This is a genomic window from Rhizobium pantanalense, assembly GCF_030182525.1.
In the GTDB taxonomy this organism is placed as follows: domain Bacteria; phylum Pseudomonadota; class Alphaproteobacteria; order Rhizobiales; family Rhizobiaceae; genus Rhizobium.
The window spans coordinates 181,647-207,768 of sequence record NZ_JAQJCH010000001.1 but is presented as its reverse complement, the minus strand read 5'-3'; the positions used below and the strand labels follow the sequence as shown (position 1 = coordinate 207,768).

The 26,122-nt window shown below is 59.6% G+C and carries 19 protein-coding genes and 1 tRNA gene; 15 read left to right on the top strand and 5 right to left on the bottom strand.

Translation table 11 applies throughout. The annotated features are described in order from the left end of the window. From hisN to PH558_RS00975, 3 genes are all read right to left on the bottom strand, one after another. Positions 1 to 774 (bottom strand): histidinol-phosphatase, encoded by a 774-nt coding sequence (gene hisN / locus PH558_RS00985; RefSeq protein WP_285201827.1) that lies wholly within the window; start codon positions 772 to 774, stop codon positions 1 to 3. A 293-nt stretch (positions 775 to 1,067) separates the two neighbouring features. Continuing rightward, positions 1,068 to 1,523: a YcxB family protein gene (locus PH558_RS00980; protein ID WP_285201826.1), complete on the bottom strand. Its 456-nt coding sequence runs from the start codon at positions 1,521 to 1,523 to the stop codon at positions 1,068 to 1,070. Positions 1,524 to 1,670: 147 nt separating this feature from the next. Then, positions 1,671 to 2,570 (bottom strand): N-formylglutamate amidohydrolase, encoded by a 900-nt coding sequence (locus PH558_RS00975; RefSeq protein WP_285201825.1) that lies wholly within the window; start codon positions 2,568 to 2,570, stop codon positions 1,671 to 1,673. Between the two features lie 272 nt (positions 2,571 to 2,842). On the opposite strand from PH558_RS00975, the gene cpdR1 reads away from it, so the two are divergent. After that, a complete protein-coding gene (cpdR1, locus tag PH558_RS00970; RefSeq protein ID WP_004117561.1) occupies positions 2,843 to 3,205 on the top strand; it encodes a response regulator CpdR1 in 363 nt (120 codons plus the stop codon). 84 nt (positions 3,206 to 3,289) lie between these two features. Beyond that, positions 3,290 to 3,364, top strand: a tRNA-Val gene (locus PH558_RS00965). Positions 3,365 to 3,503: 139 nt separating this feature from the next. On the opposite strand, the gene PH558_RS00960 is transcribed toward PH558_RS00965, so the two are convergent. After that, on the bottom strand, positions 3,504 to 3,815 hold the full coding sequence (locus tag PH558_RS00960; protein WP_069613278.1) for a hypothetical protein: 312 nt from the start codon (positions 3,813 to 3,815) through the stop codon (positions 3,504 to 3,506). 313 nt (positions 3,816 to 4,128) lie between these two features. Between PH558_RS00960 and PH558_RS00955 the strand changes: the two genes are divergently transcribed. Together PH558_RS00955 and PH558_RS00950 are read left to right on the top strand one after the other, a co-directional pair. Further along, positions 4,129 to 4,374: a hypothetical protein gene (locus tag PH558_RS00955; protein WP_069613279.1), complete on the top strand. Its 246-nt coding sequence runs from the start codon at positions 4,129 to 4,131 to the stop codon at positions 4,372 to 4,374. Between the two features lie 177 nt (positions 4,375 to 4,551). Continuing rightward, positions 4,552 to 5,022, top strand: coding sequence for a hypothetical protein (locus tag PH558_RS00950; protein WP_095435808.1), 471 nt, complete (start codon positions 4,552 to 4,554; stop codon positions 5,020 to 5,022). A 26-nt stretch (positions 5,023 to 5,048) separates the two neighbouring features. Here PH558_RS00950 and PH558_RS00945 read toward each other — a convergent pair whose 3' ends face one another. Next, on the bottom strand, positions 5,049 to 5,300 hold the full coding sequence (locus PH558_RS00945; protein ID WP_113408297.1) for a hypothetical protein: 252 nt from the start codon (positions 5,298 to 5,300) through the stop codon (positions 5,049 to 5,051). 419 nt (positions 5,301 to 5,719) lie between these two features. On the opposite strand from PH558_RS00945, the gene PH558_RS00940 reads away from it, so the two are divergent. The 11 genes from PH558_RS00940 to PH558_RS00890 all read left to right on the top strand — a co-directional run bounded on the left by PH558_RS00940 (position 5,720) and on the right by PH558_RS00890 (position 26,093). Continuing rightward, positions 5,720 to 6,820: a DUF475 domain-containing protein gene (locus PH558_RS00940; protein WP_285201824.1), complete on the top strand. Its 1,101-nt coding sequence runs from the start codon at positions 5,720 to 5,722 to the stop codon at positions 6,818 to 6,820. Positions 6,821 to 7,120: 300 nt separating this feature from the next. After that, positions 7,121 to 8,548, top strand: a complete 1,428-nt coding sequence (locus PH558_RS00935; protein WP_285201823.1) for a mannose-1-phosphate guanylyltransferase/mannose-6-phosphate isomerase — start codon at positions 7,121 to 7,123, stop codon at positions 8,546 to 8,548. A gap of 183 nt (positions 8,549 to 8,731) precedes the next feature. Then, entirely contained in the window at positions 8,732 to 12,052 is a 3,321-nt protein-coding gene (locus PH558_RS00930) for a transglutaminase family protein (protein WP_285201822.1), read from the top strand. 13 nt (positions 12,053 to 12,065) lie between these two features. After that, a complete protein-coding gene (locus PH558_RS00925) occupies positions 12,066 to 14,483 on the top strand; it encodes a circularly permuted type 2 ATP-grasp protein (RefSeq protein WP_113408301.1) in 2,418 nt (805 codons plus the stop codon). A gap of 4 nt (positions 14,484 to 14,487) precedes the next feature. After that, complete coding sequence (locus tag PH558_RS00920; RefSeq protein ID WP_285201821.1) at positions 14,488 to 15,366, top strand: transglutaminase family protein; 879 nt, start codon at positions 14,488 to 14,490, stop codon at positions 15,364 to 15,366. A gap of 148 nt (positions 15,367 to 15,514) precedes the next feature. Continuing rightward, entirely contained in the window at positions 15,515 to 16,762 is a 1,248-nt protein-coding gene (locus PH558_RS00915) for a vWA domain-containing protein (RefSeq protein ID WP_285201820.1), read from the top strand. A 296-nt stretch (positions 16,763 to 17,058) separates the two neighbouring features. Continuing rightward, entirely contained in the window at positions 17,059 to 19,521 is a 2,463-nt protein-coding gene (locus PH558_RS00910) for a glycogen/starch/alpha-glucan phosphorylase (RefSeq protein WP_095435815.1), read from the top strand. Next, entirely contained in the window at positions 19,518 to 21,725 is a 2,208-nt protein-coding gene (gene glgB / locus PH558_RS00905) for a 1,4-alpha-glucan branching protein GlgB (RefSeq protein ID WP_113408302.1), read from the top strand. The genes PH558_RS00910 and glgB overlap by 4 nt, the downstream gene beginning before the upstream one ends. Positions 21,726 to 21,751: 26 nt before the next feature. Further along, positions 21,752 to 23,014: a glucose-1-phosphate adenylyltransferase gene (gene glgC / locus PH558_RS00900; RefSeq protein ID WP_095435817.1), complete on the top strand. Its 1,263-nt coding sequence runs from the start codon at positions 21,752 to 21,754 to the stop codon at positions 23,012 to 23,014. A 3-nt stretch (positions 23,015 to 23,017) separates the two neighbouring features. Then, a complete protein-coding gene (gene glgA / locus PH558_RS00895; RefSeq protein ID WP_285201819.1) occupies positions 23,018 to 24,460 on the top strand; it encodes a glycogen synthase GlgA in 1,443 nt (480 codons plus the stop codon). A 4-nt stretch (positions 24,461 to 24,464) separates the two neighbouring features. Continuing rightward, a complete protein-coding gene (locus tag PH558_RS00890; protein ID WP_069613291.1) occupies positions 24,465 to 26,093 on the top strand; it encodes an alpha-D-glucose phosphate-specific phosphoglucomutase in 1,629 nt (542 codons plus the stop codon). Positions 26,094 to 26,122: the final 29 nt, after the last annotated feature.

Below are 26,122 nucleotides of genomic sequence, written 5' to 3'. Positions count from 1 at the left end.
TCAGCGCGACAGGATGGCGAGCGCCTGCTCGTAAACCGCGCGGCTGCCGGCTGCGATGATCGTTCCGCCCATTTCCGGCCGGCCGCCATCCCAGGTGGTCATAATGCCGCCAGCCTGCTCGATGACCGGAATGATGCCGCCGACATCATAGGGCTTCAGCGAATTTTCGATGACGAGATCGATATGGCCGGCCGCAAGCAGCGCATAGGCATAGCAATCGCAGCCATAGCGGAAGAGCCGAACCTGGCTTTCGATCTCGCGATACTTGGCAAGCTCGTCGCCGACGAAAAGATGCGGCGAGGTGGTGAAAAGGATGGCATTGGAGAGGCTGCCGCAATCGCGAACCTGCAGCCGTCTCTCGCCGTCCGGACCGGAATAGGTGGCGCCATTGCCATCGGCAAAATAGCGCTCGCCAGTGAAGGGCTGGTCGATCAGGCCCATGACGGCGCGGCCGTTCTTCTGCAGGCCGATTAGCGTTCCCCAGACCGGGACACCTGAGATGAAGGCGCGCGTGCCGTCGATCGGATCGATGACCCAGACATGCTCGCGGTCGAGCCCGACATTGCCATGCTCCTCTCCCAGAATGCCATGTTCGGGGAATTCGGCCTCGATCAGCGCGCGAATCGCCTGTTCGGCGGCTCGGTCGCCTTCCGTCACGGGATCAAAGCCCTTGGCTTCCTTGTTGACCACATCGATGCCGGCACGAAAGCGCGGCAGGGTTTCGGCCTTGGCCGCTTCGGCCAGACGATAGAAGAACGAGCGATCGGGAAGCATGGTGAATCCGGGTAAGTGACGGGATGGCGATGTCATAACGCATATAAACCGTGAAGCAAACGGGATGATGACCCATTGGGCGCAATGCCTGCGGATCAGGCAGGATTTTTAAATCTGCCTAAATATTTTGCACTGCAATAAAGTGCTTGACATTTGTGCAGCGCAGCAGCAATATCCCCATGCAGTCTTTCGACTGTAAATACCCTCCTTGGGTGTTTCCTCCCTAGACTTAGCCGCGCCACGAGCGCGGTTCTTTTTTGCCTGACCTAGCTACTTTGCAAGGGGAGCCGCGTTCATTGCGGTATTGTGAAAGGCACCTTCGATTTCACAAAATCGAGATCATTGATGTCCGCCGCCTGAGTGGGCAGCGTCATGAACTGGTTGATGGCTGTAAATATCATCCAATAGGTTGGCCGCTGCCAGATTTCGGTAACGGTGGACCAAGGAACTTTGACCGACCCCAACTCGGATGCCACGTCAAACCCTTCATCATGAAAAGCAAACGTCGCCTGCCGTATCGACATTTTGAGGAACTTTCCAACCATATTGCGGTAATGCGCGACCCATACGACGATAATCATAGCCGGGTAGAGAAGAACGAGGCTGCCGAAGACGCCGGTCAGCCATTCGGTGCCATCACTCCAAAGCTGCCAAAGAAACAGCAAGATTGTTGCAATTTCTGCGACCCAGAGGCGCTGATTGATGATCAGCCGCCGCCAGACAAAAGCCCTCACGGCATCGCGCACCATTTCTTCCGTGTAGGTGACAGTGATAGTCCGACACATCGCCCACCCGCTGCGTTCAGGCTATCGCCAAGCTTCGAATTCCGGCGTCGCCCATAAGCAGATTTTGCCTGGCCGCGCATCCCTTCGGCAAGCTCAACGACAACGAAACGGTCACTCCGCCGCCAGTGCCGGATCGCCCGTATAGGATTCCACGTGCTCGGCCATGCGCTTCATGAAAAGCGTGATGGCAGCGGCGACCTTGTCGAAATCCGGACGCTTCTCGAGCGTTGTCTCATCGACATAGAGAGAGCGATTGACCTCGATCTGCAGGGCATGCAGCCCGCGGGATGGGCGGCCGTAATGTTCGGTGATGAAGCCGCCTGCATAGGGCTTGTTGCGTACGGCGTTAAAGCCGAGCTCCTCGAGAATCTGCATGGCCGCGCGCGAAAGTTCGGCCGAGGCGCTGGTGCCGTAGCGATCGCCAAGGATGAAATCCGGCCGCATGTTGCTGCCGGCGATGCGGATATTGCCGGGCATGGAATGACAATCGACCAGCACGCCGAAGCCGAATTTGACATGGGTGCGCGCGATCAGTCGCCGCAGCGTGGCGTGGTAAGGCTTGTAGATGGTGTCGATTCGCTTCAGCGCATCCTCGACCGGGACGCGGCGCGCATAGATCTCCATGTTCTCGGCGACGATTCGCGGGATTGTGCCGAGACCGCCGGCGACCCGCAGCGAATTGATGTTCGCATAGGATGGCAGCGCACCATCGAACATGCGCGGATCGAGCTCATACGGCTCGCGATTCACGTCGATATAGGCGCGCGGAAAATTGGCAAACAGCAGCGGCGCACCGAGAGAGCTTGCCGCCGAAAAAAGCTCGTCAACATAATGATCCTCGGAGCGGCGGATGGCGATGCCCTGCAGACGGGATTGGGCGACGAAATCGGGGGGATAGACGCGACCACTATGAGGCGAGCTGTAGACAAACGGTATCGTCTGGGAGGCTGGCTCCAATACCTCGAAAATCTCGAAACTGCGCATTTCCGCGGACATCAACGTCTTTACCATGTCAACAACTTGTCGCAGTAATCATGTTGCCAGTTGCATGACCGCAAGTCCATAGTAACTTGAGCGAAATGGCCTTAATCCAAAACACCCTATTCGGAATCTCGGATGCCCGGTCAGCGAAAACGCGGGACGTTTTCGTGGAATGCACCTATGCTTCGAACAAATGCTGGAATGGCGCGTTTTGGCTGACCATTCACGGCTTGTTTACGGCGTCGCGGTACCCTAAACGCTGGACGAGTCCAACAAGACAAAATTGATTAGCGATAGAGATGATGACCCAGAAGATACTTCTTGCCGAAGACGACAACGACATGCGTCGCTTTCTCGTGAAGGCACTCGAAAAAGCCGGCTACAAGGTCTTGTCCTTTGACAATGGAGCCAGCGCTTACGATCGGCTGCGCGAAGAGCCGTTCTCGCTGCTTTTGACTGACATCGTCATGCCCGAGATGGACGGCATCGAGCTGGCGCGGCGCGCCACCGAACTCGATCCCGATCTGAAGGTGATGTTCATCACCGGCTTTGCCGCCGTCGCCTTGAACCCCGATTCGAAGGCGCCGAAGGATGCAAAAGTCCTTTCCAAGCCTTTCCACCTCCGCGAGCTGGTCGACGAGGTCAACAAACTCCTTGCCGCGTAAGGCTTTTGGCGGCCACGTCACAAAACCGAAAAAAAGCCTATTGACGGCAACTAAGGTTTTGTGATCTATGCGCCGCCATCGGATGGGCGTGTAGCTCAGCGGGAGAGCACTACGTTGACATCGTAGGGGTCACAGGTTCAATCCCTGTCACGCCCACCATCCTAATTCGCTGAAAAGCAAGGCCTTTCGAGAAATCGAAAGGCCTTTTTCATTTCCTGTCGTTTGGCTATGCCTGCGTATGTCGCGGAAGTTTTGCATTGGCAAAATGTTTCGCCAGGCCACGACCGTTTGTCGACGGTCAGCGATCCAGAATATGCCGCAGCACCGCCGTCGTCGGGTAGGCATAGACGCCACGATCGACGAAGCCCTGGCGGTAGAGGCAATCCCTGAGAGCCAGCCAGTAGAGCGTGCTGTTCGCATCCGGCGATCCACGCCGCCAGGAATAGGCTTCGGGCTCGCAATGATTGAGAGCCCTGTCGTATCTTGCCAGCACCACCGGATCGCTGTCGGCGCGAATGCCGCCATGGTAGGTCTGGTAATTCGAAGGCGCCTCACCGGCAGAGACGCATGCCAAGCTCAAAATCGCTCCCAGCGCTAACATCATTCTCATGTGCTTCGATCTCCAACTAGAGCAATTCCAGGAAAAGTGCGAAGCGGTTTTCCGTCCGGAATTGCGAAAAACAAAAGATAGGGCGGGTCAGAGATCCCATGAAAAGCTGAACCGCCTGAGCCGCGTCTCGAAAAATTCGAGCGCAGGTCGAGAATAGTAGTCTTTTGAAAGATAGCCAATCACATGCTGCTGTTCGCTGCGATTACGAGTTGAACGGAGCCTGCGGCACAAGTTCCCGCCACAAGCCGCTTGACTTCCGGCCACGCCGTCATCCTACTGTCATATCAGCGCATCGATCATACGGGAGGACGAGATGACGGTGGTGAAGCGGCAGTTCTACAAGAACCACAAGCCCAACGGCGATGAATATATGTTTCACCTCGCCCGCGACACCGAAAGCGGCGAGGTCTACGTCATCCGCCAGGCGGATTATGTCGTCGACGGCGGCAGCGAGAAGAGCATGACCCTTTATGAATTCCTGGCCGGGGGCGGCAATCGCCAGAATGCCCTGCTGCAGTTGATCGGCTCGCTCGTTCCGGAATCGGCGCAGCAACATTAACGCACTTCGCGCAGGGACAGCGGACCGCCTTGCGATAGCGAGAGGTGTGAGGTCAGACGCGAAATCGCCCAGCGTGAATCCGGTCGATTTCAGCGGTCTTCGGGTTTGCGCCCTGCTTCGGGTTGACTGCCACATTTGGATCGGCAAATTTGCAAGGGCTTGAAAGGAGCCCCTCTTATGCGATTCGCAGGCATTGCTTTTGGATTGACCGTCTTGGCCACAACCTCGGCCGGCGCAGTGGATGATTTCCCATCGAAAGGCGTCACCGTCGTTAGCGGAAAATGCTCCAAGCTCGTGGTCGGCAAGCTCGATGCCTCCAAGGGATGCAAGGCCGAAATCGCGAGCGTTACCGGACCCGATGGATCCGTGACCTTCATCTTCACGTCCGGCGGCAAGATGCTTGGCTTCCAAGGCAACGGCAAGGGCATCAAGGCAGGCAGCCAGAAGGGGACGGCACAGTTGCCGATCGACGTCATCTCGACCGGTGCCGGTGGCAAGATATCGGGTCAGGTCGAAGCCAAGGGCGCCTGCACCTTCGCCAATCCCTATAGCGGCAAGCCGATCGCCATCGAATGCTCGGCGAAATCGACCGAGATGAGCTTCAACGGCAGCTTTACTTCCGACGGCAAGACGCCTCGACACAAGTAGTCGTCATCGTCGCGCCGCCGTCGTCGTTAGTGCGGCAGCGCATTTTTCTGTTTTCTGCCATGATTGGCATCGGCCGGCGCCTCGCGCGACAGGTCTGCGCCGTTGACGTGTGCAGGAACGTGCACATCCTCGTGGGTGACGGGATGCAGAGTAAGATCCACCTGATGCGGCGGCAGGACCTGAGCTTGGCGCAGTGTATTCGGCCGTGCCTTTTTCTGCCGTTCCGTCAGTTCCGGTTTTTGCATTTGCGACTTATGGTGAATGGGTGTCGGGCTCATCGGAGCTTCTCCTGTCTGTCGCTGTTGTCGGGATAACGATTCGCCTGCGATTTGAAGAGGCGCGCGGCACAAGACCACTTGATGGGCAAACGCGGGTCCTCTCTGTTTGGTTCCCCAAATTTTTCATTGTCAAGGGCAGTTGCTGTCGCCACGATTTCAACTCTTGACCTGCATCGCAACTTCACTAACTATGGAGCATCTCCGCGCCTCCCTGACATCGGCGACGGATTGAACTTTGGTGCCGGGCCCCTCTGGCGAGAGTTTTCACGGCGCTCTCGCGATGTCGGTACCGCCTGCAGATGAGCCGGCGGACTTCGTTCCATGATCAGCTTGACCATGCCTCACCCGCATGCCGTCTTCGGTATGCGGCTATGCGCGCAATCCGGATGGATTCACTCCCTTTGCGGCGAGGCGCGCCTATGAGCTCGCGCACCGCTTCAAAATCCGTACTCGGCTATTTCGGCTGGGCTTTTGCCGTTACCGTCGGCGGCCTTGCACTCGGTGCTCTGCTCGGCTGGAACACCACCGGCACCTTCAGCGGTCTTGCCACGGCCTTCTTCATCTGTGCCGTGTTGGCCGTGCTCGAAATCTCGCTTTCCTTCGACAATGCTATCGTCAATGCCAACAAGCTGAAGGAGATGACGCCGGTCTGGCAGCATCGCTTCCTGACCTGGGGCATCATCATCGCCGTCTTCGGCATGCGGATCATCTTTCCGCTGGCGATCGTCGCCATCGCCGCCTGGATCAATCCATGGGAAGCGCTGCAGCTCGCCGCCGCCAGGCCCGAGCAATATGCAGAGATCATGCAGGCGGCACATCTGCCGATCGCCGCCTTCGGCGGCACCTTCCTGATGATGGTGGGTCTGACCTATTTCTTCAATCACGAAAAGGACGTGCACTGGATCAGCTTCATCGAGAAGCGGATGGCGCATTTCGCCACGGTCAAGGGCGTCGAGATCGCCTTCGTGCTGATCATGGTCCTCATCTTCACTTCCGTGCTCGACGGTGACGACGCCACGATCTTCCTGCACGCCTCGATCTACGGCCTCCTGACCTTCCTGCTCGTGGAGGTTCTGGCCGGTTTCCTCGATGCCTCGCAAAGAACGATGAGCGCGGCGGCAAAGGGTGGCTTCGGCGCTTTCCTCTATCTCGAAATCCTCGATGCCAGCTTCTCCTTCGACGGCGTCATCGGCGCCTTCGCCCTCACCCAGAACCTCTTCATCATCGCGATCGGCCTCGGCATCGGCGCCATGTACGTCCGCTCGATGACGATCATGCTGGTGGAGAAAGGCACGCTGGCCCACTATCGCTACCTCGAACATGGCGCCTTCTACGCCATCCTGATCCTTTCGGTGATCATGTACGTGCAGACGCTGACGCATATTCCGGAAGTCATCACCGGCCTTGGCGGCGCGGCCCTGATCGGCATCTCGCTCTGGTCCTCGATCCGGTACAACAGGCGCAATGGTCTCGACCATGCGCCGGTGCACGATGAAGAGCACGACAGGGCGGAAGCTTGACCTTCGACATGACGACGATCATCGCCGTAGCCTCGCTGGCCTAAGGCGGATCCTGAGGGCAGAATCGCACCTATCGATTCTGCCTGTCTCCCCCGCCTTCGGAAAGGCGCGTGCAGCGGACTTTCATCGGGATTTCCGCGCCGAGATCGCCGAATGTTTACGCTACTGGCATATTAGCGCTAGCGTTTTGCCAAAAAATATCGCAATGGCGATTAACGTTGTCGAAGGAGCATGGCGGGAAGCGCAACGGTTGCGCTCTTGACGTCGGCTCTCGGTTGGAGTGTCCAGGAGAGGCAGAGTATGGCAGCAAAGATCGTTCCGGTGATCATGGCAGGGGGCAAGGGTACGCGGCTGTGGCCGCTGTCGCGCGCTTCCGCCCCGAAGCAATTCATCCAGTTCATCGGCGACAAGACGCTGTTCCAGAACACTTTGGAGCGGGTGGCCGATCCCGAGCTCTATGAATCGCCGATCGTTCTCACCAATGAGGAATTCCGCTTCCTCGTCGCAGAGCAGGCCCGCGAACTCGACCTTAAGCTCGCCGCCGTGCTGCTGGAGCCGATCGCCCGCAATACTGCCGCTGCAGTTGCCGCCGCCGCTGCGCTCGTCACCGAGCTTTTCGGCAAGGACTCGATCATGCATGTCCTCGGCTCCGATTATGAGATCGATGCCAATACCACCTATTACAATTGCGTGCGCCTGGCTCGCGACACGGCGCTGCAGGGCAAGCTCGTCACCTTCGGCATCAAGCCGACGGAACCGGCGACCGGCTATGGCTATATCGAAAGCGGCAAGGCGCTCTCGACCGGCGCCCATGCCGTCAAGCGTTTTGTCGAGAAGCCTGCCTTGGACAAGGCCCAGGAGATGGTTGCCAGTGGCCAATTCTACTGGAACTCCGGCATGTTCATGTTCTCGGCCGCCCAGCTTCTCGCTGAGATGAAGGAATTTGCGCCTGACGTCGAAAAGGCTGCCAGCAAGGCCGTCTCCAAATCGACGCGCGACCTCGATTTTACCCGCCTCGACGCCGACAATTTCTCCAAGAGCCCGGACATCTCCATCGACTACGCGCTTATGGAAAAGACGGCCAACGCCGCCGTCGTTCCCTCGCCCTTCACCTGGTCCGATCTCGGCAGCTGGGATGCGGTCTGGAAAGTTGGAAGCCGTGACGAAAGCGGCAACGTGTCGGCGGGCGCCACGACGCTGGTCAACACCAAGAATTCGCTCGTCATGTCGCATAGTCTGCATGTTGCCGTGCAGGGCCTTGAGGACGTCGCCGTCATCGCCAGCGAAGACGCCGTCTATGTCGGCCACCTCAAGGATAGCCAGGAAGTCGGCAAGCTCGTCAAGCTGCTGGCGAGCGAGAAGAAGACCGCGAAGCTCACCGAAACGCACCCGACCTCTTACCGCCCATGGGGCGGCTATACCTCCGTGCTGAACGGCGAGCGCTTCCAGGTGAAGCGCATTTTCGTGCTGCCGGGCAAGAAGCTGTCGCTGCAGAAGCATCACCACCGCTCCGAGCACTGGATCGTCGTCAAGGGCACGGCCGAAGTGACGGTCGGCGAAAACGTGCAGATGCTGCGCGAAAACGAATCGATCTATATTCCGCTCGGCGAAGTGCATCGTCTGTCCAACCCGGGCAAGATCCTGCTGGAGCTCATCGAAGTGCAGACCGGCTCCTATCTCGGCGAGGACGATATCATCCGCCTGGTCGACGAGTTCGGCAGAAGCTGAGCGCAGGCAAACAGATCAAGATTTCAGAACGGCGGGCAAAAGCTCGCCGTTTTTGTTTTGGAGTTACATGGCAGGACTTTCCGAAGCGCCGGGAGACACCTTGCTTTCTTTCGCTGCATTGCACACACTGCCCCGCGGGAACAGCAATCACCGCACAACGATGCGGGCTAGGCGAAGAGACATATGGCGATCAAGGCGAGCATCTATCATCTCACCCACTACAAATACGACAATCCGGTCCGCCTCGGCCCCCAGATCATCCGCCTGAAACCCGCCTCCCATTCCAAGACGCGCGTGCTGAGCCATTCGCTGAAGGTCACGCCGTCAAATCATTTCGTGAACCTGCAGCAGGACCCCTACGGCAACTATCTCGCCCGCTTCGTCTTTCCCGATCCGGTCACCGAGCTGAAGATCGAAGTCGATCTGGTCGCCGACATGACGGTCTACAATCCCTTTGACTTTTTCGTCGAAGAGGAAGCGACGAAATGGCCCTTCGACTATCCCGAGACCATCCGCGAGGATCTGTCGATCTATATGAAACCGGAGGAGCCTGGTCTCCGGCTGAAAGCCTTCCTCGCCACGCTCGACCGCTCGGAGCAAAAGACCGTCGACATGGTCGTCGGCCTCAACACGCGCCTGCAGCAGGAAATCGGCTATGTCATCCGCATGGAAGCCGGCGTCCAGACGCCTGAGGAAACATTGGAAAAGGCGAAAGGCTCCTGTCGCGATACGAGCTGGCTGCTCGTTCAGGTGCTGCGTCATCTCGGCCTCGCCGCCCGCTTCGTCTCCGGCTACCTCATCCAGCTCACGCCGGACCTGAAGGCGCTCGACGGCCCCTCCGGCACAGAGGTCGACTTCACCGACCTGCATGCCTGGGCGGAAGTCTATCTTCCCGGCGCCGGCTGGGTGGGCCTCGATCCGACCTCGGGCCTTCTGACGGGCGAGAGCCATATTCCGCTGGCCGCCACGCCGCATTACCGCAATGCCGCACCGATCTCGGGCGGCTATTTCGGCGAGGCCAAGACCGAATTCGAATTCGACATGAAGGTCGCCCGCGTCGCCGAGCATCCGCGCATCACCAAACCCTTCTCGGACGAAAGCTGGGATGCCTTGAACGAACTCGGCGAAAAGGTTGACGCGATCCTCAAGGAAGATGACGTGCGCCTGACAATGGGCGGCGAGCCGACTTTCGTGTCGATCGACGATTTCCAGTCAGAGGAATGGAATACGGCGGCTGTAGGCCCGACCAAGCGTGAAAAAGCCGACACGCTGATCCGCCGCCTGCGGGAACGCTTCGCACCGAACGGCTTCCTGCATTACGGCCAGGGCAAGTGGTATCCTGGCGAAAGCCTGCCGCGCTGGACCTTCTCCCTCTATTGGCGGCGCGATGGCCGGCCGATCTGGTCGAATCCCGATCTGATCGCCAATGAGGGCCGCAACTACAGCGTCATCGAAGACGATGCCGGCCGACTGCTGACGGCGATCGCCGGCGAACTCGACATAGAACCGGATTATGTGGAGCCCGCCTTCGAGGACCCCGCCGAATGGCTGGTCAAGGAAGCGAACCTGCCCGAGAATGTCGACCCCTCCAATTCGAAGCTGAAGGATCCGGAAGAGCGTTCGCGCATGGCCCGCGTCTTCGAACGCGGCTTGACTCGGCCAACAGGCTATATCCTCCCGATTCAGGCATGGAATGCGCGCGCCAGCGGCCGCCGCTGGACGAGCGAGAAGTGGCGTACGCGCCGCGGGCGCATCTTCCTGACGCCCGGTGACAGTCCGGTCGGCTACCGCCTGCCACTGAATTCACTCGGCTGGATACCGGCGTCGCAATATCCCTACATCAACCCGATGGACCCGACGATCCCGCGCGAAGCGCTGCCGGATTACAATGAAGACAAGGGCCGGCCGCTGCAGGCTGCCCATTTCCAGCCCTTCACCGGCCAGCAGCCGATCATGCCGCAATCCCTCGACGAGATCGGCGGCTATGTGCGCACCGCCATCAGCGTCGAGCCGCGCGACGGGCGCCTCTGCATCTTCATGCCACCGACGGTCAGCGTCGAGGACTACCTCGATCTCGTCGCCTCGGCCGAACGTGCGGCCGCGGCCCTCAACCTTCCGGTCCATATCGAGGGCTATCCGCCGCCGCAGGACGAACGCATCAATGTCATCCGTGTTGCCCCCGATCCCGGCGTGATCGAAGTCAACATCCATCCGGCATCGAGCTGGAAGGAAGCCGTCGATATCACCACCGCGGTTTACGAAGAGGCACGCGCCAGCCGGCTCGGCACCGACAAGTTCATGATTGACGGCCGCCACACCGGCACCGGCGGCGGCAATCACGTGGTCGTCGGCGGCCGCAATACCATGGACAGCCCGTTCCTGCGCCGTCCCGACCTGTTGAAGAGCCTGGTGCTGCATTGGCAGCGCCATCCCTCGCTCTCCTATCTCTTTTCCGGCATGTTCATCGGTCCGACCAGCCAGGCGCCGCGCATCGACGAAGCCCGCCATGACAGCCTCTACGAACTGGAAATTGCGCTGGCCCAGGTCCCGGCGCCCGGTCGCGGCATCCAGCCGCTTCCGTGGCTGGTGGACCGGCTCTTCCGCAATCTTCTGACCGATGTCACCGGCAACACGCACCGCTCGGAAATCTGCATCGACAAGCTGTTTTCGCCGGATGGACCGACGGGACGCCTCGGCCTCGTCGAATTCCGCGGCTTCGAAATGCCGCCGAATGCCCGCATGAGCCTTGCGCAGCAATTGCTGGTGCGCGCACTGATCGCCCGCTTCTGGCGCAACCCGATCGATGGCAAGTTCGTGCGCTGGGGCACGACGCTGCATGATCGCTTCATGCTACCGTATTATATCTGGCAGGATTTCCTCGACGTCCTCAGCGATCTTCGCGAAAACGGTTTCAACCTCAGACCGGAATGGTTCCAAGCGCAGCTCGAATTCCGCTTCCCTTTCTGCGGCGAAGTCGAATACGAGGGCTGCAAGCTGGAGCTGCGCCAGGCGCTGGAACCATGGCACGTCATGGGCGAAGAAGGCGCGATCGGCGGCACCGTGCGCTATGTCGATTCGTCGGTCGAGCGCCTGCAAGTGCGGTTCGAAACCGCTAATCCCTCCCGCTATACGGTGACCTGCAATGGCCGTCCCGTACCGCTGACGCCGACTGGAATGGCAGGCGTCTCGGTCGCCGGTGTGCGCTACAAGGCATGGCACCCAGCCTCAGGCTTGCATCCCGTGCTCCCTATCGATACGCCGCTGACCTTCGATATCTACGATACATGGTCGCGCCGCTCGATCGGCGGCTGCATCTACCATGTTGCCCATCCGGGCGGGCGCAACTACGACACCTTCCCCGTCAATGGCAACGAGGCGGAAGCGCGACGTCTTGCGCGTTTCGAGCCTTGGGGGCATACAGCAGGTGGCTATGCCGTAAGACCGGAGACTGCATCGGTGGAATTCCCGCTGACGCTCGACCTCAGGCGTCCGGCGGGAATTTGAGACGAGACTGAGCATGGGTAGAAAACCGGCGACGGAACGACGGGATGAGGTGAAGACCGGCACTGCCAAGGCGCCGGCCTTTGCCTATCGTCCCCTGCCCGGCGTCGCCGACGAAATGGTCGACAACAAAGGTGCCGTCCGCCCAGTCTGGCAGAACTTTCTGTCAGCACTCTCGCGCCTATCAGAAGAGGAACTGACCGAGCGCTTCGCCCGCGCCGACCGCTATTTGCGCGATGCGGGCGTCTTCTATCGCGCCTACGGAACGGCTGGGATCAGCGAGCGGAACTGGCCGATCTCCCATATTCCCGTACTCATCGACGAGCGCGAATGGCAGGCTCTCTCCGAAGGCCTGCAGCAGCGCGCCGACCTTTTGGAATCGATCATCGCCGATATCTATGGCGACAATCGGCTCGTGAACGAAGGGCTTTTGCCACCGGCGCTGATTGCCGGCAATCCGGAATTCCTGCGCCCGCTTGTCGGCGTCAAGCCAGCAAGCGGCCATTACCTGCATTTCCTGGCTTTCGAAGTCGGCCGCGGTCCTGACGGGAACTGGTGGGTGCTGGCTGACCGCGCGCAGGCGCCATCCGGCGCCGGCTTTGCGCTGGAAACCCGTGTCGCTACCACCCGTGCCTTTTCCGATATCTATGCCGAAACCAAGGTTCATCGCCTTGCCTCCTTCTTCGGTGCCTTTCGCGATGCGCTTCTTGGCGGCAAGCGCGGAGCCGAAGGACGTGTTGCCGTCCTGACACCGGGGCCTGCCAACGAGACTTATTATGAGCACGCCTATATCGCCCGCTATCTCGGCTTCATGCTGCTGGAGGGCGAGGATATCACCGTCGTCAACGATCAGCTGATGGTGCGCACCGTCGCGGGGCTGCGGCCGATCAGTGTCCTCTGGCGCCGCCTCGATGCCTCCTATGCCGATCCGTTGGAGCTCAACCAGCATTCCCATATCGGTACGCCCGGCATGGTCGAGGCCTTGCGGGCGCAGACGGTGACCATCGTCAATGCGCTCGGCTCCGGTATTCTCGAGACGCGCGCCCTTCTCGCCTTCATGCCGACCATCTGTCGGCATCTGCGTGGTGAGGAATTGAAGTTGCCGTCGATCGCCACCTGGTGGTGCGGCCAAAAGGCAGAGCGCGAACATGTCGCCGCCAACATCGAGAAGATGGTCATTGGCCCGGCCTATTCCTGCATGCCCTTCTTCGATGACAACGGCCAGTCCGTGCTGGGCTCGACCCTGCGCAGCACCGCCCGCGATTCGATTGCGGATTGGCTGGCAACCGAAGGTCAAAAATTGGTTGGCCAGGAGGTCGTGACACTTTCGACGACGCCGGCCTGGGTCAATGGCAGGCTGACGCCGCGGCCGATGAGCCTGCGTGTCTTCGCCGCCCGCACGGAAAACGGCTGGCAGATCATGCCCGGCGGCTTCGCCCGCATCGGCAGCGGCGACGATGTCGCGGCAATTGCCATGCAGGCAGGAGGTTCGGCAGCCGATGTCTGGATCGTCTCCGACAAGCCCGTCGAGGCGCACACGCTTCTGCCGGCCGAAGAAACTTTCACCCGCAACATGCCGGGCAGCCTGCCGAGCCGGGCGGCCGACAACCTTTTCTGGCTCGGCCGCTATATCGAGCGCGCTGAAGGCGCCCTGCGCATCCTGCGCGCCTGGCATGGCCGTTTTGCCGAGGCGGCCGATCCCAACCAGCCGCTGCTTGCCGATGTCAGCGCCTATCTTGCCGCCATCGACATCGATACCAAGCAGGCGGTGCCAGAAACCCTGCTGCGCAACATCGATAGCGCCGTCTATTCGGCCAGCAATATTCGCGATCGCTTCTCTCCCGACGGCTGGTTGGCGCTGAACGATCTCGCCAAGACGGCACGCCGCTTCAAGGAAGGGGTGAAACCTGGCGACGATGCCAGCCATGCCATGACGATCCTGCTGCGCAAGCTCGCGGGCTTCGCCGGCCTCGTGCATGAAAACATGTATCGCTTCACCGGCTGGCGCTTCCTGTCGCTCGGCCGCTATATCGAGCGCGGCCTGCACATGACACGGCTGCTCGGCCATATGTCCGGCCCCGATGCGCCCGACGGCGCGCTCGACATGCTGCTTGAAATCGGCGACAGCGTCATGACCCATCGCCGCCGCTACAACGTCAATACCGCTCGGCTGACAGTGACGGACCTGCTGGCACTCGATCCGCTCAACCCGCGATCGATCCTCTTCCAGATGAACGAGATCCACCGCGAGGTCGAACAGCTCCCGAACGCTTACGTCAACGGCCAGATGTCGCCTTTTTTCCGCGAGGCCATGCGCCTGCATTCGGGGTTGGCTGTAATGACGCCCGAAGCGATGACTGTCGAAGTCTACCAGCAGCTGGCGCGCGAACTGGAGCGGCTGTCCGACCTGCTGGCACGCACCTACCTCGGATGACGTAATGCTCTACGATCTCTCGCTTCACATGGGCTACATCTACGACGTGTCGGCAAGCGGCGCGCGGCATATCCTGCGCGTCATGCCGCTCTCCCTGCCGAATCGGCAGAGGCTGATCGCCGGCTCGGTAAAGATAACCCCGGGGCCGGACGAACAATCCAACTTCACGGATTTCTTCCAGCATCCGGCAACCTCGATCCTGGTTCGCGACCCGCATGAAAGGCTCGATATCCGCATGCAGGCGCGCGTTCAGGTGGAGAGCCAGCCTGTCGCCGCCGACTTCTCCCCCCTGCTCGCCAAGTTGCCGGAAGAGATCGAAGACTGCTGGTCGATCGATCCGTCTTCGCCCCACCATTTCCTCGGCAGCAGCCCGCGCCTGCCGGAGACGGGCGAAATCACCGATTATGCCAGGCAATGGAAATCGACCAAACTGACGACACTGCAGATTGCGCATGCGGTCTGTGCGCAGATCCACAAGGACTTCACCTACGATCCCAAGGCGACGACGGTCGATACCACCCCCAAGGAGGCATTTCGCCTCAAGCGCGGGGTCTGCCAGGATTTTTCCCATGTGATGATCATCGCGCTCCGCAGCCTCGGTATCCCCGCCGGCTATGTCAGCGGCTTCTTGCGCACCATTCCGCCGCCCGGCAAGGAAAGGCTGGAAGGCGCCGACGCCATGCATGCCTGGGTGCGCGCCTGGTGCGGTGAGACGGCAGGCTGGATCGAACTCGATCCGACCAACAATATTCCCGCCGGCACCGATCACATCGTCGTTGCCTATGGCCGCGATTATTCGGACGTTGCCCCCGTTATCGGCGTACTGAAGAGCTACGGCAATCAGAAAGCCGTTCAGGCAGTAGATGTCGTTCCACTAAAATAGAATATACTTAAAGTAGTAAAAATCTGAAGCAAATCGCGCCAGATTATGTAGTTTGTTAAAAATCAACCGACCGCTTAAACCTTCAACTAATATTTGTAATTGATAGTCCTGCCGTTCTTGAGAATTTAACTCTTTCCAATAGGCGGACATGATGATTGCCGGCTCCGATATACTTTGGGCATTTAAACAACTTCTGCGCGATAGAGTTGGAAATTTTGGCATCCTGACGGCGATTGCCGTACCCGTGCTGGCGGTGGCGGGAGGTGTAGCGGTCGATGTCACGAACATGTCGCTGACACGCAGCCAACTTCAGGAATCAACGGACGCCGCCGCGCTCGCGACTGCAACCGCACTTGCGGACGGCAGTGCGACCACCACGACCGCCAAGAATCTCGGCAACAATTTCGTCCTCGGCCAAATGTCGAACTATCTCGCTGGCGATACCGATGCTGCGAATTCACTGAAAGCGGGCACCAGCACGACGGTAACAAAAACGACCGATTCCTCCGGGAATTCTGGTTACACGGTCGTCGTAAATGCATCCTATTCGATGTCCGTGAACAGCATGACACGCCTGACAGGGCAAAGTTCCCTGAACATTTCTGCATCCAGCACGTCAATCAGCGGCAAGACTTCCGAAACCCAGAAGAATGCGCTGTCGATGTATTTCGTTCTGGACCGTTCCGGATCCATGGATGAAGCCACGGACACGGTCAATACCCAGCAGCCGACCACGACATATACCTATAGCTGCTTGAAGACGAATGCGAACGGCTGGCAGGTGTGGAGTACTTGCACCGCCACCAAGACGAATTACTACACCAAAATGGAATCGCTGAAGATTGCCACTTCCAATCTGGCTGCACAGCTAAACAGTGCCGACCCGAACATGATGTATGTTCGAACAGGCGCGGACTCCTATAACAATGTCGCTCAAACGCCTACAGCCCTGGCTTGGGGCACGAGCGGCATCACGACGTATGTCAACAACCTAACTTCGAGCGGCTCCACGAATTCGGCCCCCGCGTTTACGGCCGCTGTCGACGCATTGACGAAATCGTCGACGACGTCAGGACTGACATATGAGCAGCTCCAACATAAGGACAAAAGCGGCGTCCTGAACCCGACCATGTACATCGTGTTCATGACCGATGGTGACAACAACGTGTCAAATGCCGATACAAAGACCAAGGAACAATGCGACAAGGCACGCAGCAAGGGCATCCACGTGTACACGATTGCCTTCATGGCACCGGAAAATGGCCAGGCTTTGCTGAAGTATTGCGCTACTTCAGCCTCCGACTACTTTACGCCCCAAAGCGCTGCGGATCTCTTCAAGGCATTTACGACAATCGCCACGGAAACGTCGAAGCAGATGACGCTGCTGACCAAGTGATCTTGCTGGCGATAGCACCAAGCAACCATAGATAGATAACAAAGAAAAAGCCGCGCGATGCGAGTATCGAGCGGCTTTTCGTTTGATCGATGCGCGAATAAAAGCCCGAAACATCATCGGAATCAAGTCTTTTCCGGCCCATGGCAAACCTTTGGCGGCATTTTTCGCATCCGCCCAACTCGCTTGTTGCAACTGCTTTACATCGGTGCGTAAACTGATAGTGAAACGGAAAGGCAAATCGATTTAATTGAGCGTAACACGCTGAATATAAATCATAAATGGCGAGAGTTGATAGTATGAATAACTTGACGAAGGCCGATCTCCCCGTTCCAGCCCCGCGCAGTTCCCGCCCCGAAATCCTTGCCGAAGAAATCATCGAGCGCTTGACGTACCGCATCGGCAAGGATGCGAAGGTCGCCAAGCCGCACGACTGGCTGACGGCAACGATCCTTGTCATCCGCGACCGCGTCATCGACAAATGGATCGAATCCACCCGAAAAGCCTATCAGACGGGTGCCAAGCGCGTTTACTATCTGTCACTCGAATTCCTCATCGGCCGCCTGATGCGCGACGCCATCTCCAATCTGGGCCTAATGGAGGAAATCACCAACGCTCTCGCTTCGCTGGGCGTCGATATTCGTGTCATCGCCGGCCTTGAGCCCGACGCAGCGCTCGGCAATGGCGGTCTTGGCCGTCTTGCCGCCTGTTTCATGGAATCCATGGCTACCGTCGATGTGCCGGCCTATGGTTACGGTATTCGTTACGTGCATGGTCTCTTCCGCCAGCAGATGGCCGATGGCTGGCAAGTGGAGCTGCCGGAAACCTGGCTGGCACATGGCAATCCGTGGGAATTCGAACGCCAGGAAAGCTCCTATGAAATTGGCTTCGGCGGCGGCGTCGAGACCATCGGCGGTCACGACGACCAGCCGCGTTACGTCTGGAAGCCGGCCGAGCGCGTCATCGCCACTGCATTCGACACGCCCGTCGTCGGCTGGCGCGGCAAGCGCGTCAACACGCTGCGCCTCTGGTCGGCGCAGCCGATCGACCCGATCCTGCTCGATGCCTTCAACGCCGGTGACCATATCGGCGCGCTGCGCGAAAGCAACAAGGCCGAAAGCCTGACCCGCGTTCTCTATCCCGCCGATGCGACGCCCGCCGGTCAGGAACTGCGCCTGCGCCAGGAATTCTTCTTCTCGTCGGCCTCGCTGCAGGACATCCTGCGCCGCCACCTGCAGCAATATGACGACCTAACCAATCTCGCCGACAAGGTTGCGATCCAGCTGAACGACACGCATCCGGCCGTGTCCGTCACGGAAATGATGCGCCTGCTGATCGATGTCCACGGCTTCGATTTCGACAAGGCCTGGGATATCACCAGGAACACCTTCGGCTACACCAACCACACCCTGCTGCCGGAAGCGCTCGAAAGCTGGCCCGTACCGCTGTTCGAGCGGCTTTTGCCACGCCACATGCAGATCGTCTACGCGATCAACGCCAAGGTACTTTTGGAAGCGCGCAAGCTGCGCAATTTCAGCGACACCGAAATCCGCTCGATCTCACTCATCGACGAGAATGGCGATCGCCGCGTGCGCATGGGCAATCTCGCCTTCGTCGGCTCGCATTCGATCAACGGCGTTTCCGCGCTTCATACCGATTTGATGAAGGTCACGGTCTTCGCCGACCTGCACAAGCTCTATCCCGATCGCATCAACAACAAGACGAACGGCATCACGCCGCGGCGCTGGCTGATGCAGTGCAATCCCGGACTGACCAATCTCGTACGCGAAACCATCGGCGACGCCTTCCTCGACGATGCGGAACAGCTGAAGCCGCTGGATCAGTTTGCCCGCGACAGCGCCTTCCAGGAGAAGTTCGCCGCCATCAAGCGTGCCAACAAGGTGCAGCTCTCCAACCTCGTCGCCAGCCGCATGGGCATCAAGCTCGACCCGAATGCGATGTTCGATATCCAGATCAAGCGCATCCATGAATACAAGCGTCAGCTTCTGAATGTCATCGAAGCGGTGGCGCTTTACGACCAGATCCGCTCGCATCCGGAACTCGACTGGCAGCCGCGCGTCAAGCTCTTCGCCGGCAAGGCGGCACCGAGCTATCACAACGCGAAGCTCATCATCAAACTGATCAACGACGTCGCCCGCGTCATCAATAACGATCCCTCGGTGCGCGGCCTCTTGAAGGTCGTCTTCGTGCCGAACTACAACGTCTCGCTGGCGGAAGTCATGGTTCCGGCCGCCGATCTTTCCGAGCAGATTTCGACCGCCGGCATGGAAGCCTCCGGCACGGGCAACATGAAATTCGGCCTCAACGGCGCGCTGACCATCGGCACGCTGGACGGTGCCAATGTCGAAATGCGCGACAATGTCGGCGAGGACAATATCGTCATCTTCGGACTGCGGGCCGACGAGGTCGCAAACCTGCGCAGCGACGGTCACAATCCGCGCGCCATTATCGAGCGCTCGCGCGAATTGGCTCAGGCACTTTCGGCCATTGCCTCCGGCGTCTTCTCTCCCGACGATCGCAACCGCTACGCCAGCCTGATCGACGGCATCTATAGCCACGACTGGTTCATGGTCGCCGCCGATTTCGACGCCTATGCCTCGGCACAGCGCGAAGTCGACATTCTCTGGGCCAACCCGTCGGAGTGGTACGCAAAGACGATCAACAATACCGCTCGCATGGGCTGGTTCTCCTCCGACCGGACGATCCGTCAATACGCCAAGGAAATCTGGAGAGCCGGATGAAAAAGCCGAAAAAAACCGCTGACGCCACGAGCTCGAGCGATATTTCGGCAGAGGATATTGCTGCAATTCTCGCAGGCACCCATTCCGATCCGTTTGCCGTTCTCGGCATTCACAAGACGGATGACGGCTATGTGGCCCGCTGTTTCATCCTTGGCGCGGAAGCCGTCACCGCCACGGCGCTCGACGGTTCCGTCATCGGCGAGCTCGCATGCCTCGATCCGGCAGGCTTCTTTTCCGGCGACGTCAAACTCGCCAAGCAGCAGCCGGTCCGCTATCGCGCCCGGCGCGGCGATGCAGAATGGGCAGTAACCGATCCCTACAGCTTCGGTCCGGTTCTCGGGCCGATGGACGATTACTTTGCCCGCCAGGGCACGCATCTGCGCCTGTTCGACAAGATGGGCGCTCATCCGCTGAAGCATGAAGGCGTCCAGGGCTTTCATTTCGCCGTCTGGGCGCCGAATGCGCAGCGTGTTTCCGTCGTCGGCGATTTCAACAATTGGGATGGCCGCCGGCACGTCATGCGTTTCCGCGCCGACAGCGGCATCTGGGAAATCTTCGCCCCGGATGTGCCAGCCGGGGTCGCCTACAAGTTCGAAATCCGTGGCCATGATGGCGTATTGCTGCCGCTGAAGGCCGATCCCTTTGCCCGACGCAGCGAGCTGCGCCCGAAGACGGCTTCGGTCACCGCCAACGAACTGCTTCAGGTCTGGGACGATTCGGCGCATCGCGAACATTGGGCAAGCGTCGACCAGCGCCGCCAGCCGATCTCCATCTATGAGGTGCATGCCGGTTCCTGGCAGCGCCGCGACGACGGTTCGATGCTGTCATGGGACGAGCTTGCCTCGCGCCTCATCCCCTATTGCGTCGACATGGGCTTCACCCATATCGAATTCCTGCCGATCACCGAACATCCCTACGATCCGTCCTGGGGTTATCAGACCACGGGCCTTTACGCCCCGACTGCCCGCTTCGGCGAACCGGAAGGCTTTGCCCGTTTCGTCAACGGCTGCCACAAGGTCGGCATCGGCGTTATCCTCGACTGGGTGCCAGCGCATTTCCCGACGGACGAACATGGCCTGCGCTGGTTCGATGGCACCGCCCTTTACGAACATGAAGACCCGCGCAAGGGCTTTCATCCCGACTGGAACACGGCGATCTACAATTTCGGTCGCACCGAAGTGCTCGCCTATCTGCTGAACAACGCACTCTACTGGGCGGAAAAATACCACTTGGACGGTTTGCGCGTCGATGCCGTGGCCTCCATGCTCTACCTTGACTATTCGCGCAAGCATGGCGAATGGATCCCGAACGAATATGGCGGCAACGAAAATCTCGAAGCCGTCCGCTTCCTGCAGTCGGTGAATACCCGGATCTATGGTGCGCATCCCGGCGTCATGACCATCGCCGAGGAATCGACCTCCTGGCCGAAAGTATCCCAGCCGGTTCATGAAGGCGGCCTCGGCTTCGGCTTCAAGTGGAACATGGGCTTCATGCACGATACGCTGAGCTATCTCGCCCGCGAGCCCGTGCATCGCAAATATCACCACAACGAGCTGACCTTCGGCCTGATCTATGCCTTCTCGGAAAACTTCGTCCTGCCGCTCTCCCATGATGAGGTGGTTCACGGCAAGGGATCGCTGATCGCCAAGATGGCGGGGGACGACTGGCAGAAATTCGCCAATCTGCGCGCCTACTATGCCTTCATGTGGGGCTATCCCGGCAAAAAGCTGCTCTTCATGGGCCAGGAATTCGCACAGTGGAGCGAGTGGAGCGAGGAGCGCGCGCTTGACTGGAACCTGCTGCAGTACCGCATGCACGAAGGCATGCGTCGTCTCGTTCGCGATCTCAATTTCACCTATCGCAGCAAGCCGGCGCTCCATGCCCGCGACTGCGAGGGCGAGGGTTTCGAATGGCTTGTCGTCGACGATTTCGAAAACTCGGTCTTCGCCTGGCTGCGCAAGGCGCCGGGCGAAAAGCCGGTTGCCGTCATCACCAATTTCACGCCAGTCTATCGAGAGAATTACACCTTGCGTCTGCCAGCTGAGGGGCGGTGGCGCGAGATATTGAACACCGATGCCGACATCTACGGCGGCAGCGGCAAGGGGAATGGCGGGCGTGTCCAGGCCGTCAATGCAGGCGGAGGCGTGCAGGCGGTGATAACGCTGCCTCCCCTGGCGACCATCATGCTCGAACCGGAATTCTGAGATCACTACGGACAGGGAGGAATAAAATGGTAGAAAAACGTTTCCAGCCGCTGGCACGCGATGCCATGGCCTACGTTCTTGCCGGGGGGCGCGGCAGCCGCCTGAAAGAACTGACCGACCGCCGTGCCAAGCCAGCCGTCTATTTCGGCGGCAAGACCCGGATCATCGATTTCGCGCTGTCAAACGCGCTCAATTCCGGCATCCGCCGCATCGGCGTCGCGACGCAATACAAGGCCCATTCGCTGATCCGCCACATGCAGCGCGGCTGGAACTTCTTTCGTCCCGAACGAAACGAAAGCTTCGATATCCTGCCGGCCTCGCAGCGCGTTTCTGAAACGCAGTGGTATGAGGGCACCGCAGACGCCGTCTATCAGAACATCGACATCATCGAGCCCTATGGTCCGGAATACATGGTCATCCTCGCCGGCGACCACATCTACAAAATGGACTACGAATGGATGCTGCAGCAGCACGTCGATTCCGGCGCTGACGTCACCATCGGCTGCCTGGAAGTGCCACGCATGGAAGCTGTCGGCTTCGGCGTCATGCATGTCGACGAAAAAGACCAGATTATCGACTTCGTCGAAAAGCCAGCCGATCCGCCCGGCATCCCTGGCAATCCGGACTTCGCGCTCGCTTCGATGGGGATCTACGTCTTCCATACGAAATTCCTGATCGAATGCCTGAAGCGCGATGCGGCCGATCCGAATTCCAGCCGCGATTTCGGCAAGGACATCATTCCCTACATCGTCAAGAACGGCAAAGCCGTCGCCCATCGCTTCACACAGTCCTGCGTCCGCTCCGATTTCGAGCGCGAAGCCTATTGGCGCGACGTCGGCACAATCGATGCCTATTGGCAGGCCAACATCGACCTGACCGCCGTGGTGCCGGAACTCGACATCTACGACAAGTCCTGGCCGATCTGGACCTATGCGGAAATCAGCCCGCCGGCCAAGTTCGTTCACGACGACGAGGACCGCCGCGGTTCGGCAGTCTCCTCCGTCGTTGCCGGCGATTGCATCATTTCCGGTGCCAGCCTCTACAATAGCCTGCTCTTTACCGGTGTCCGCGCCAATTCCTACTCCAAGCTGGAGGGCGCAGTCGTGCTGCCGAGCGTCAAGATCGGCCGCCGGGCTCAGCTCAAGAATGTCGTCATCGACCACGGCGTCACCATTCCCGAGGGTCTGGTGGTCGGTGAAGATCCGGAACTGGATGCCAAACGCTGGCGCCGCACGGAGAGCGGCATCTGCCTGATCACCCAATCGATGATCGACAAGCTGGATTTGTAACCTATGAAGGTTCTCTCGGTTTCGTCCGAAGTCTTCCCCCTGATCAAGACAGGGGGCCTGGCCGATGTGGTCGGCGCCCTGCCTATTGCACTGAAGCCCTATGGCGTTGAAACCAAGACCCTCATCCCGGGCTATCCTGCAGTCATGAAAGCCATCCGCGATCCGGTTGCCCGTTTGGAGCTTCCGGATCTCCTTGGCGAGGCAGCCACCATTCTCGAGGTCGAGCACGCGGGCATTTCCTTCCTCGTGCTCGATGCACCGGCCTATTACAGCCGTACCGGCGGCCCTTATGTCGATGCAACGGGCAAGGACTATCCCGACAACTGGCGTCGTTTCGCCGCGCTGTCGCTCGCCGGTGCGGAAATTGCCGCCGGCCTCCTGCCCGGCTGGCGGCCGGATCTCGTGCATGCGCATGACTGGCAGTCGGCCTTGGTGCCGGTCTACATGCGCTACTATCCGACGCCGGAGCGGCCGAGCGTGCTGACCATCCACAACATCGCATTCCAGGGCCAGTTCGGCTCCGACATCTTTCCCGGCCTGCGCCTGCCGGCCCACGCTTTCTCCATGGAAGGCATCGAATATTACGGCGATGTCGGCTTCCTGAAAGGCGGGCTGCAGACGGCACATGCCCTGACCACCGTCAGCCCATCCTATGCCGAGGAAATCCTGACGCCCGAATTCGGCATGGGCCTCGAAGGCGTCATCGCCAGCAAGGCCTACAATCTCTACGGCATCGTCAACGGCATCGACGACGATATCTGGAACCCTGCGACCGATCCGATGATCGCGCAGACCTATAGCGCGGCGACGCTGAAGGATCGCGCCATCAACCGCCATCGGGTCGTCGAGCATTTCGGCCTCGACGAAGATGACGGTCCGATCTTCTGCGTCGTCAGCCGCCTCACCTGGCAGAAGGGCATGGATATTCTGGCTGAAGTTGCCAGCGAGATCGTTCACATGGGCGGCAAGCTCGCAATTCTCGGTGCAGGTGACGCGGCGCTGGAGGGCGCGCTTTTTGCCGCAGCCGGCCGTCATCGCGGTCGCGTCGGTGTTTCGGCCGGCTACAACGAACCCATGTCGCATCTGATGCAGGCCGGCTGTGATGCGATTATCATTCCCTCGCGCTTCGAACCCTGTGGCCTCACGCAGCTTTATGGCTTACGCTATGGCTGCCTACCCATCGTTGCGCGAACGGGCGGGCTGAACGATACGATTATCGACGCCAACCATGCCGCGCTGCAGGCAAAAGTCGCGACCGGCATTCAATTCTCGCCCATCACCGCGGAAGGGCTTTTGCAGGCCGTGCGCCGTGCCATGCATCTTTTCCCGGATCGAAAGGTCTGGACGCAGATGCAAAAGCAGGGCATGAAATCCGACGTATCCTGGGGCAGGAGCGCAGAACGCTACGCCGCTCTTTACTCCAGTCTAGTCTCGAGAGGCGCTTAACCCGATGATTAAAACAGTACCCACCACCCCCTTCGCGGACCAGAAACCAGGTACTTCGGGCCTGCGAAAGAAGGTTCCGGTATTCCAGCAACCGAATTACGCGGAAAACTTCATCCAGTCGATTTTCGATTCGCTCGAAGGCTATCAGGGCAAGTGCCTGGTCATCGGCGGCGATGGCCGCTACTACAATCGCGAAGTCATCCAGAAGGCCATCAAAATGGCCGCTGCGAACGGTTTCGGCAAGGTGATGGTCGGCAAGGGCGGCATCCTCTCGACGCCTGCAGCCTCCAACATCATCCGCAAATACAAGGCCTTCGGCGGCATTATCCTGTCGGCCAGCCACAATCCCGGTGGCCCGACGGAAGACTTCGGCATCAAGTACAATATCGGCAATGGCGGCCCCGCGCCTGAAAAGATCACCGACGCCATCTACGAGCGCTCCAAGGTGATCGAAAGCTACAAGATTGCCGATTTCCCGGATATCAACCTCGATCGCATCGGCCGCGAAGATATCGACGGCATGATCGTTTCGGTCATCGATCCGGTCGAAGACTATGCAGCCCTGATGGAAGAGCTGTTCGATTTCGGCGCGATCCGCAACCTGATCAGCCTCGGCTTCCGCATCTGCTTCGATGCGATGAGCGCCGTCACCGGCCCTTATGCCAAGGAAATCTTTGAAATCCGTCTTGGCGCCCCGGATGGATCGGTGCGCAACTTCCTGCCGCTGCCGGATTTCGGCGGTCATCATCCGGATCCGAACCTCGTCTACTGCAAGGAGCTCTACGACGACATGATGAGCGACGATGCGCCCGATTTCGGCGCAGCATCCGACGGCGACGGCGACCGCAATCTCATCATCGGCAAGGGCATCTACGTCACCCCGTCCGACAGCCTGGCGATCCTCGCAGCCAACGCCAACCTCGCTCCCGGCTACTCGCATGGCATCGCCGGCATCGCCCGTTCGATGCCGACAAGCGGCGCCGCCGATCGTGTTGCCGAAAAGCGCGGCGTCGGCATCTACGAAACGCCGACCGGCTGGAAATTCTTCGGCAATCTGCTCGACGCGGGCATGGCGACGATCTGCGGCGAGGAAAGCTCCGGCACCGGCTCAAACCATGTTCGCGAAAAGGACGGTCTTTGGGCCGTGCTGCTCTGGCTGAACATCCTGGCTGTGCGCGGCGAGAGCGTCATCGATATCGTGACGCAGCATTGGGCCGCCTATGGCCGCAACTATTATTCCCGCCACGATTATGAAGGCGTCGATACCGATGCCGCCAACGGTCTCATTGCAGCGCTGCGCGAAAAGCTGCCGACCCTGCCGGGCACGAAGTTCGGCGACCTCACTGTTTCCGCTGCCGACGATTTTGCCTATCACGATCCGGTCGACAAGTCGGTTAGCCAGCATCAGGGCATCCGCATCATGTTCGAGGGCGGCTCGCGCGTCGTCTTCCGCCTCTCCGGCACCGGCACGACGGGCGCGACGCTCCGCGTCTACATCGAGCGTTACGAGCCCGATTCGACCCGCCACAATATCGAAACCCAGGAAGCGCTGGCCGATCTCATCACGGCCGCTCAGGATATCGCCGACATCAAGGGCCGCACCGGCCGTGATGCACCGACGGTGATCACCTGACGGCAATTTTTGCAGAGCCCCCTCACCCT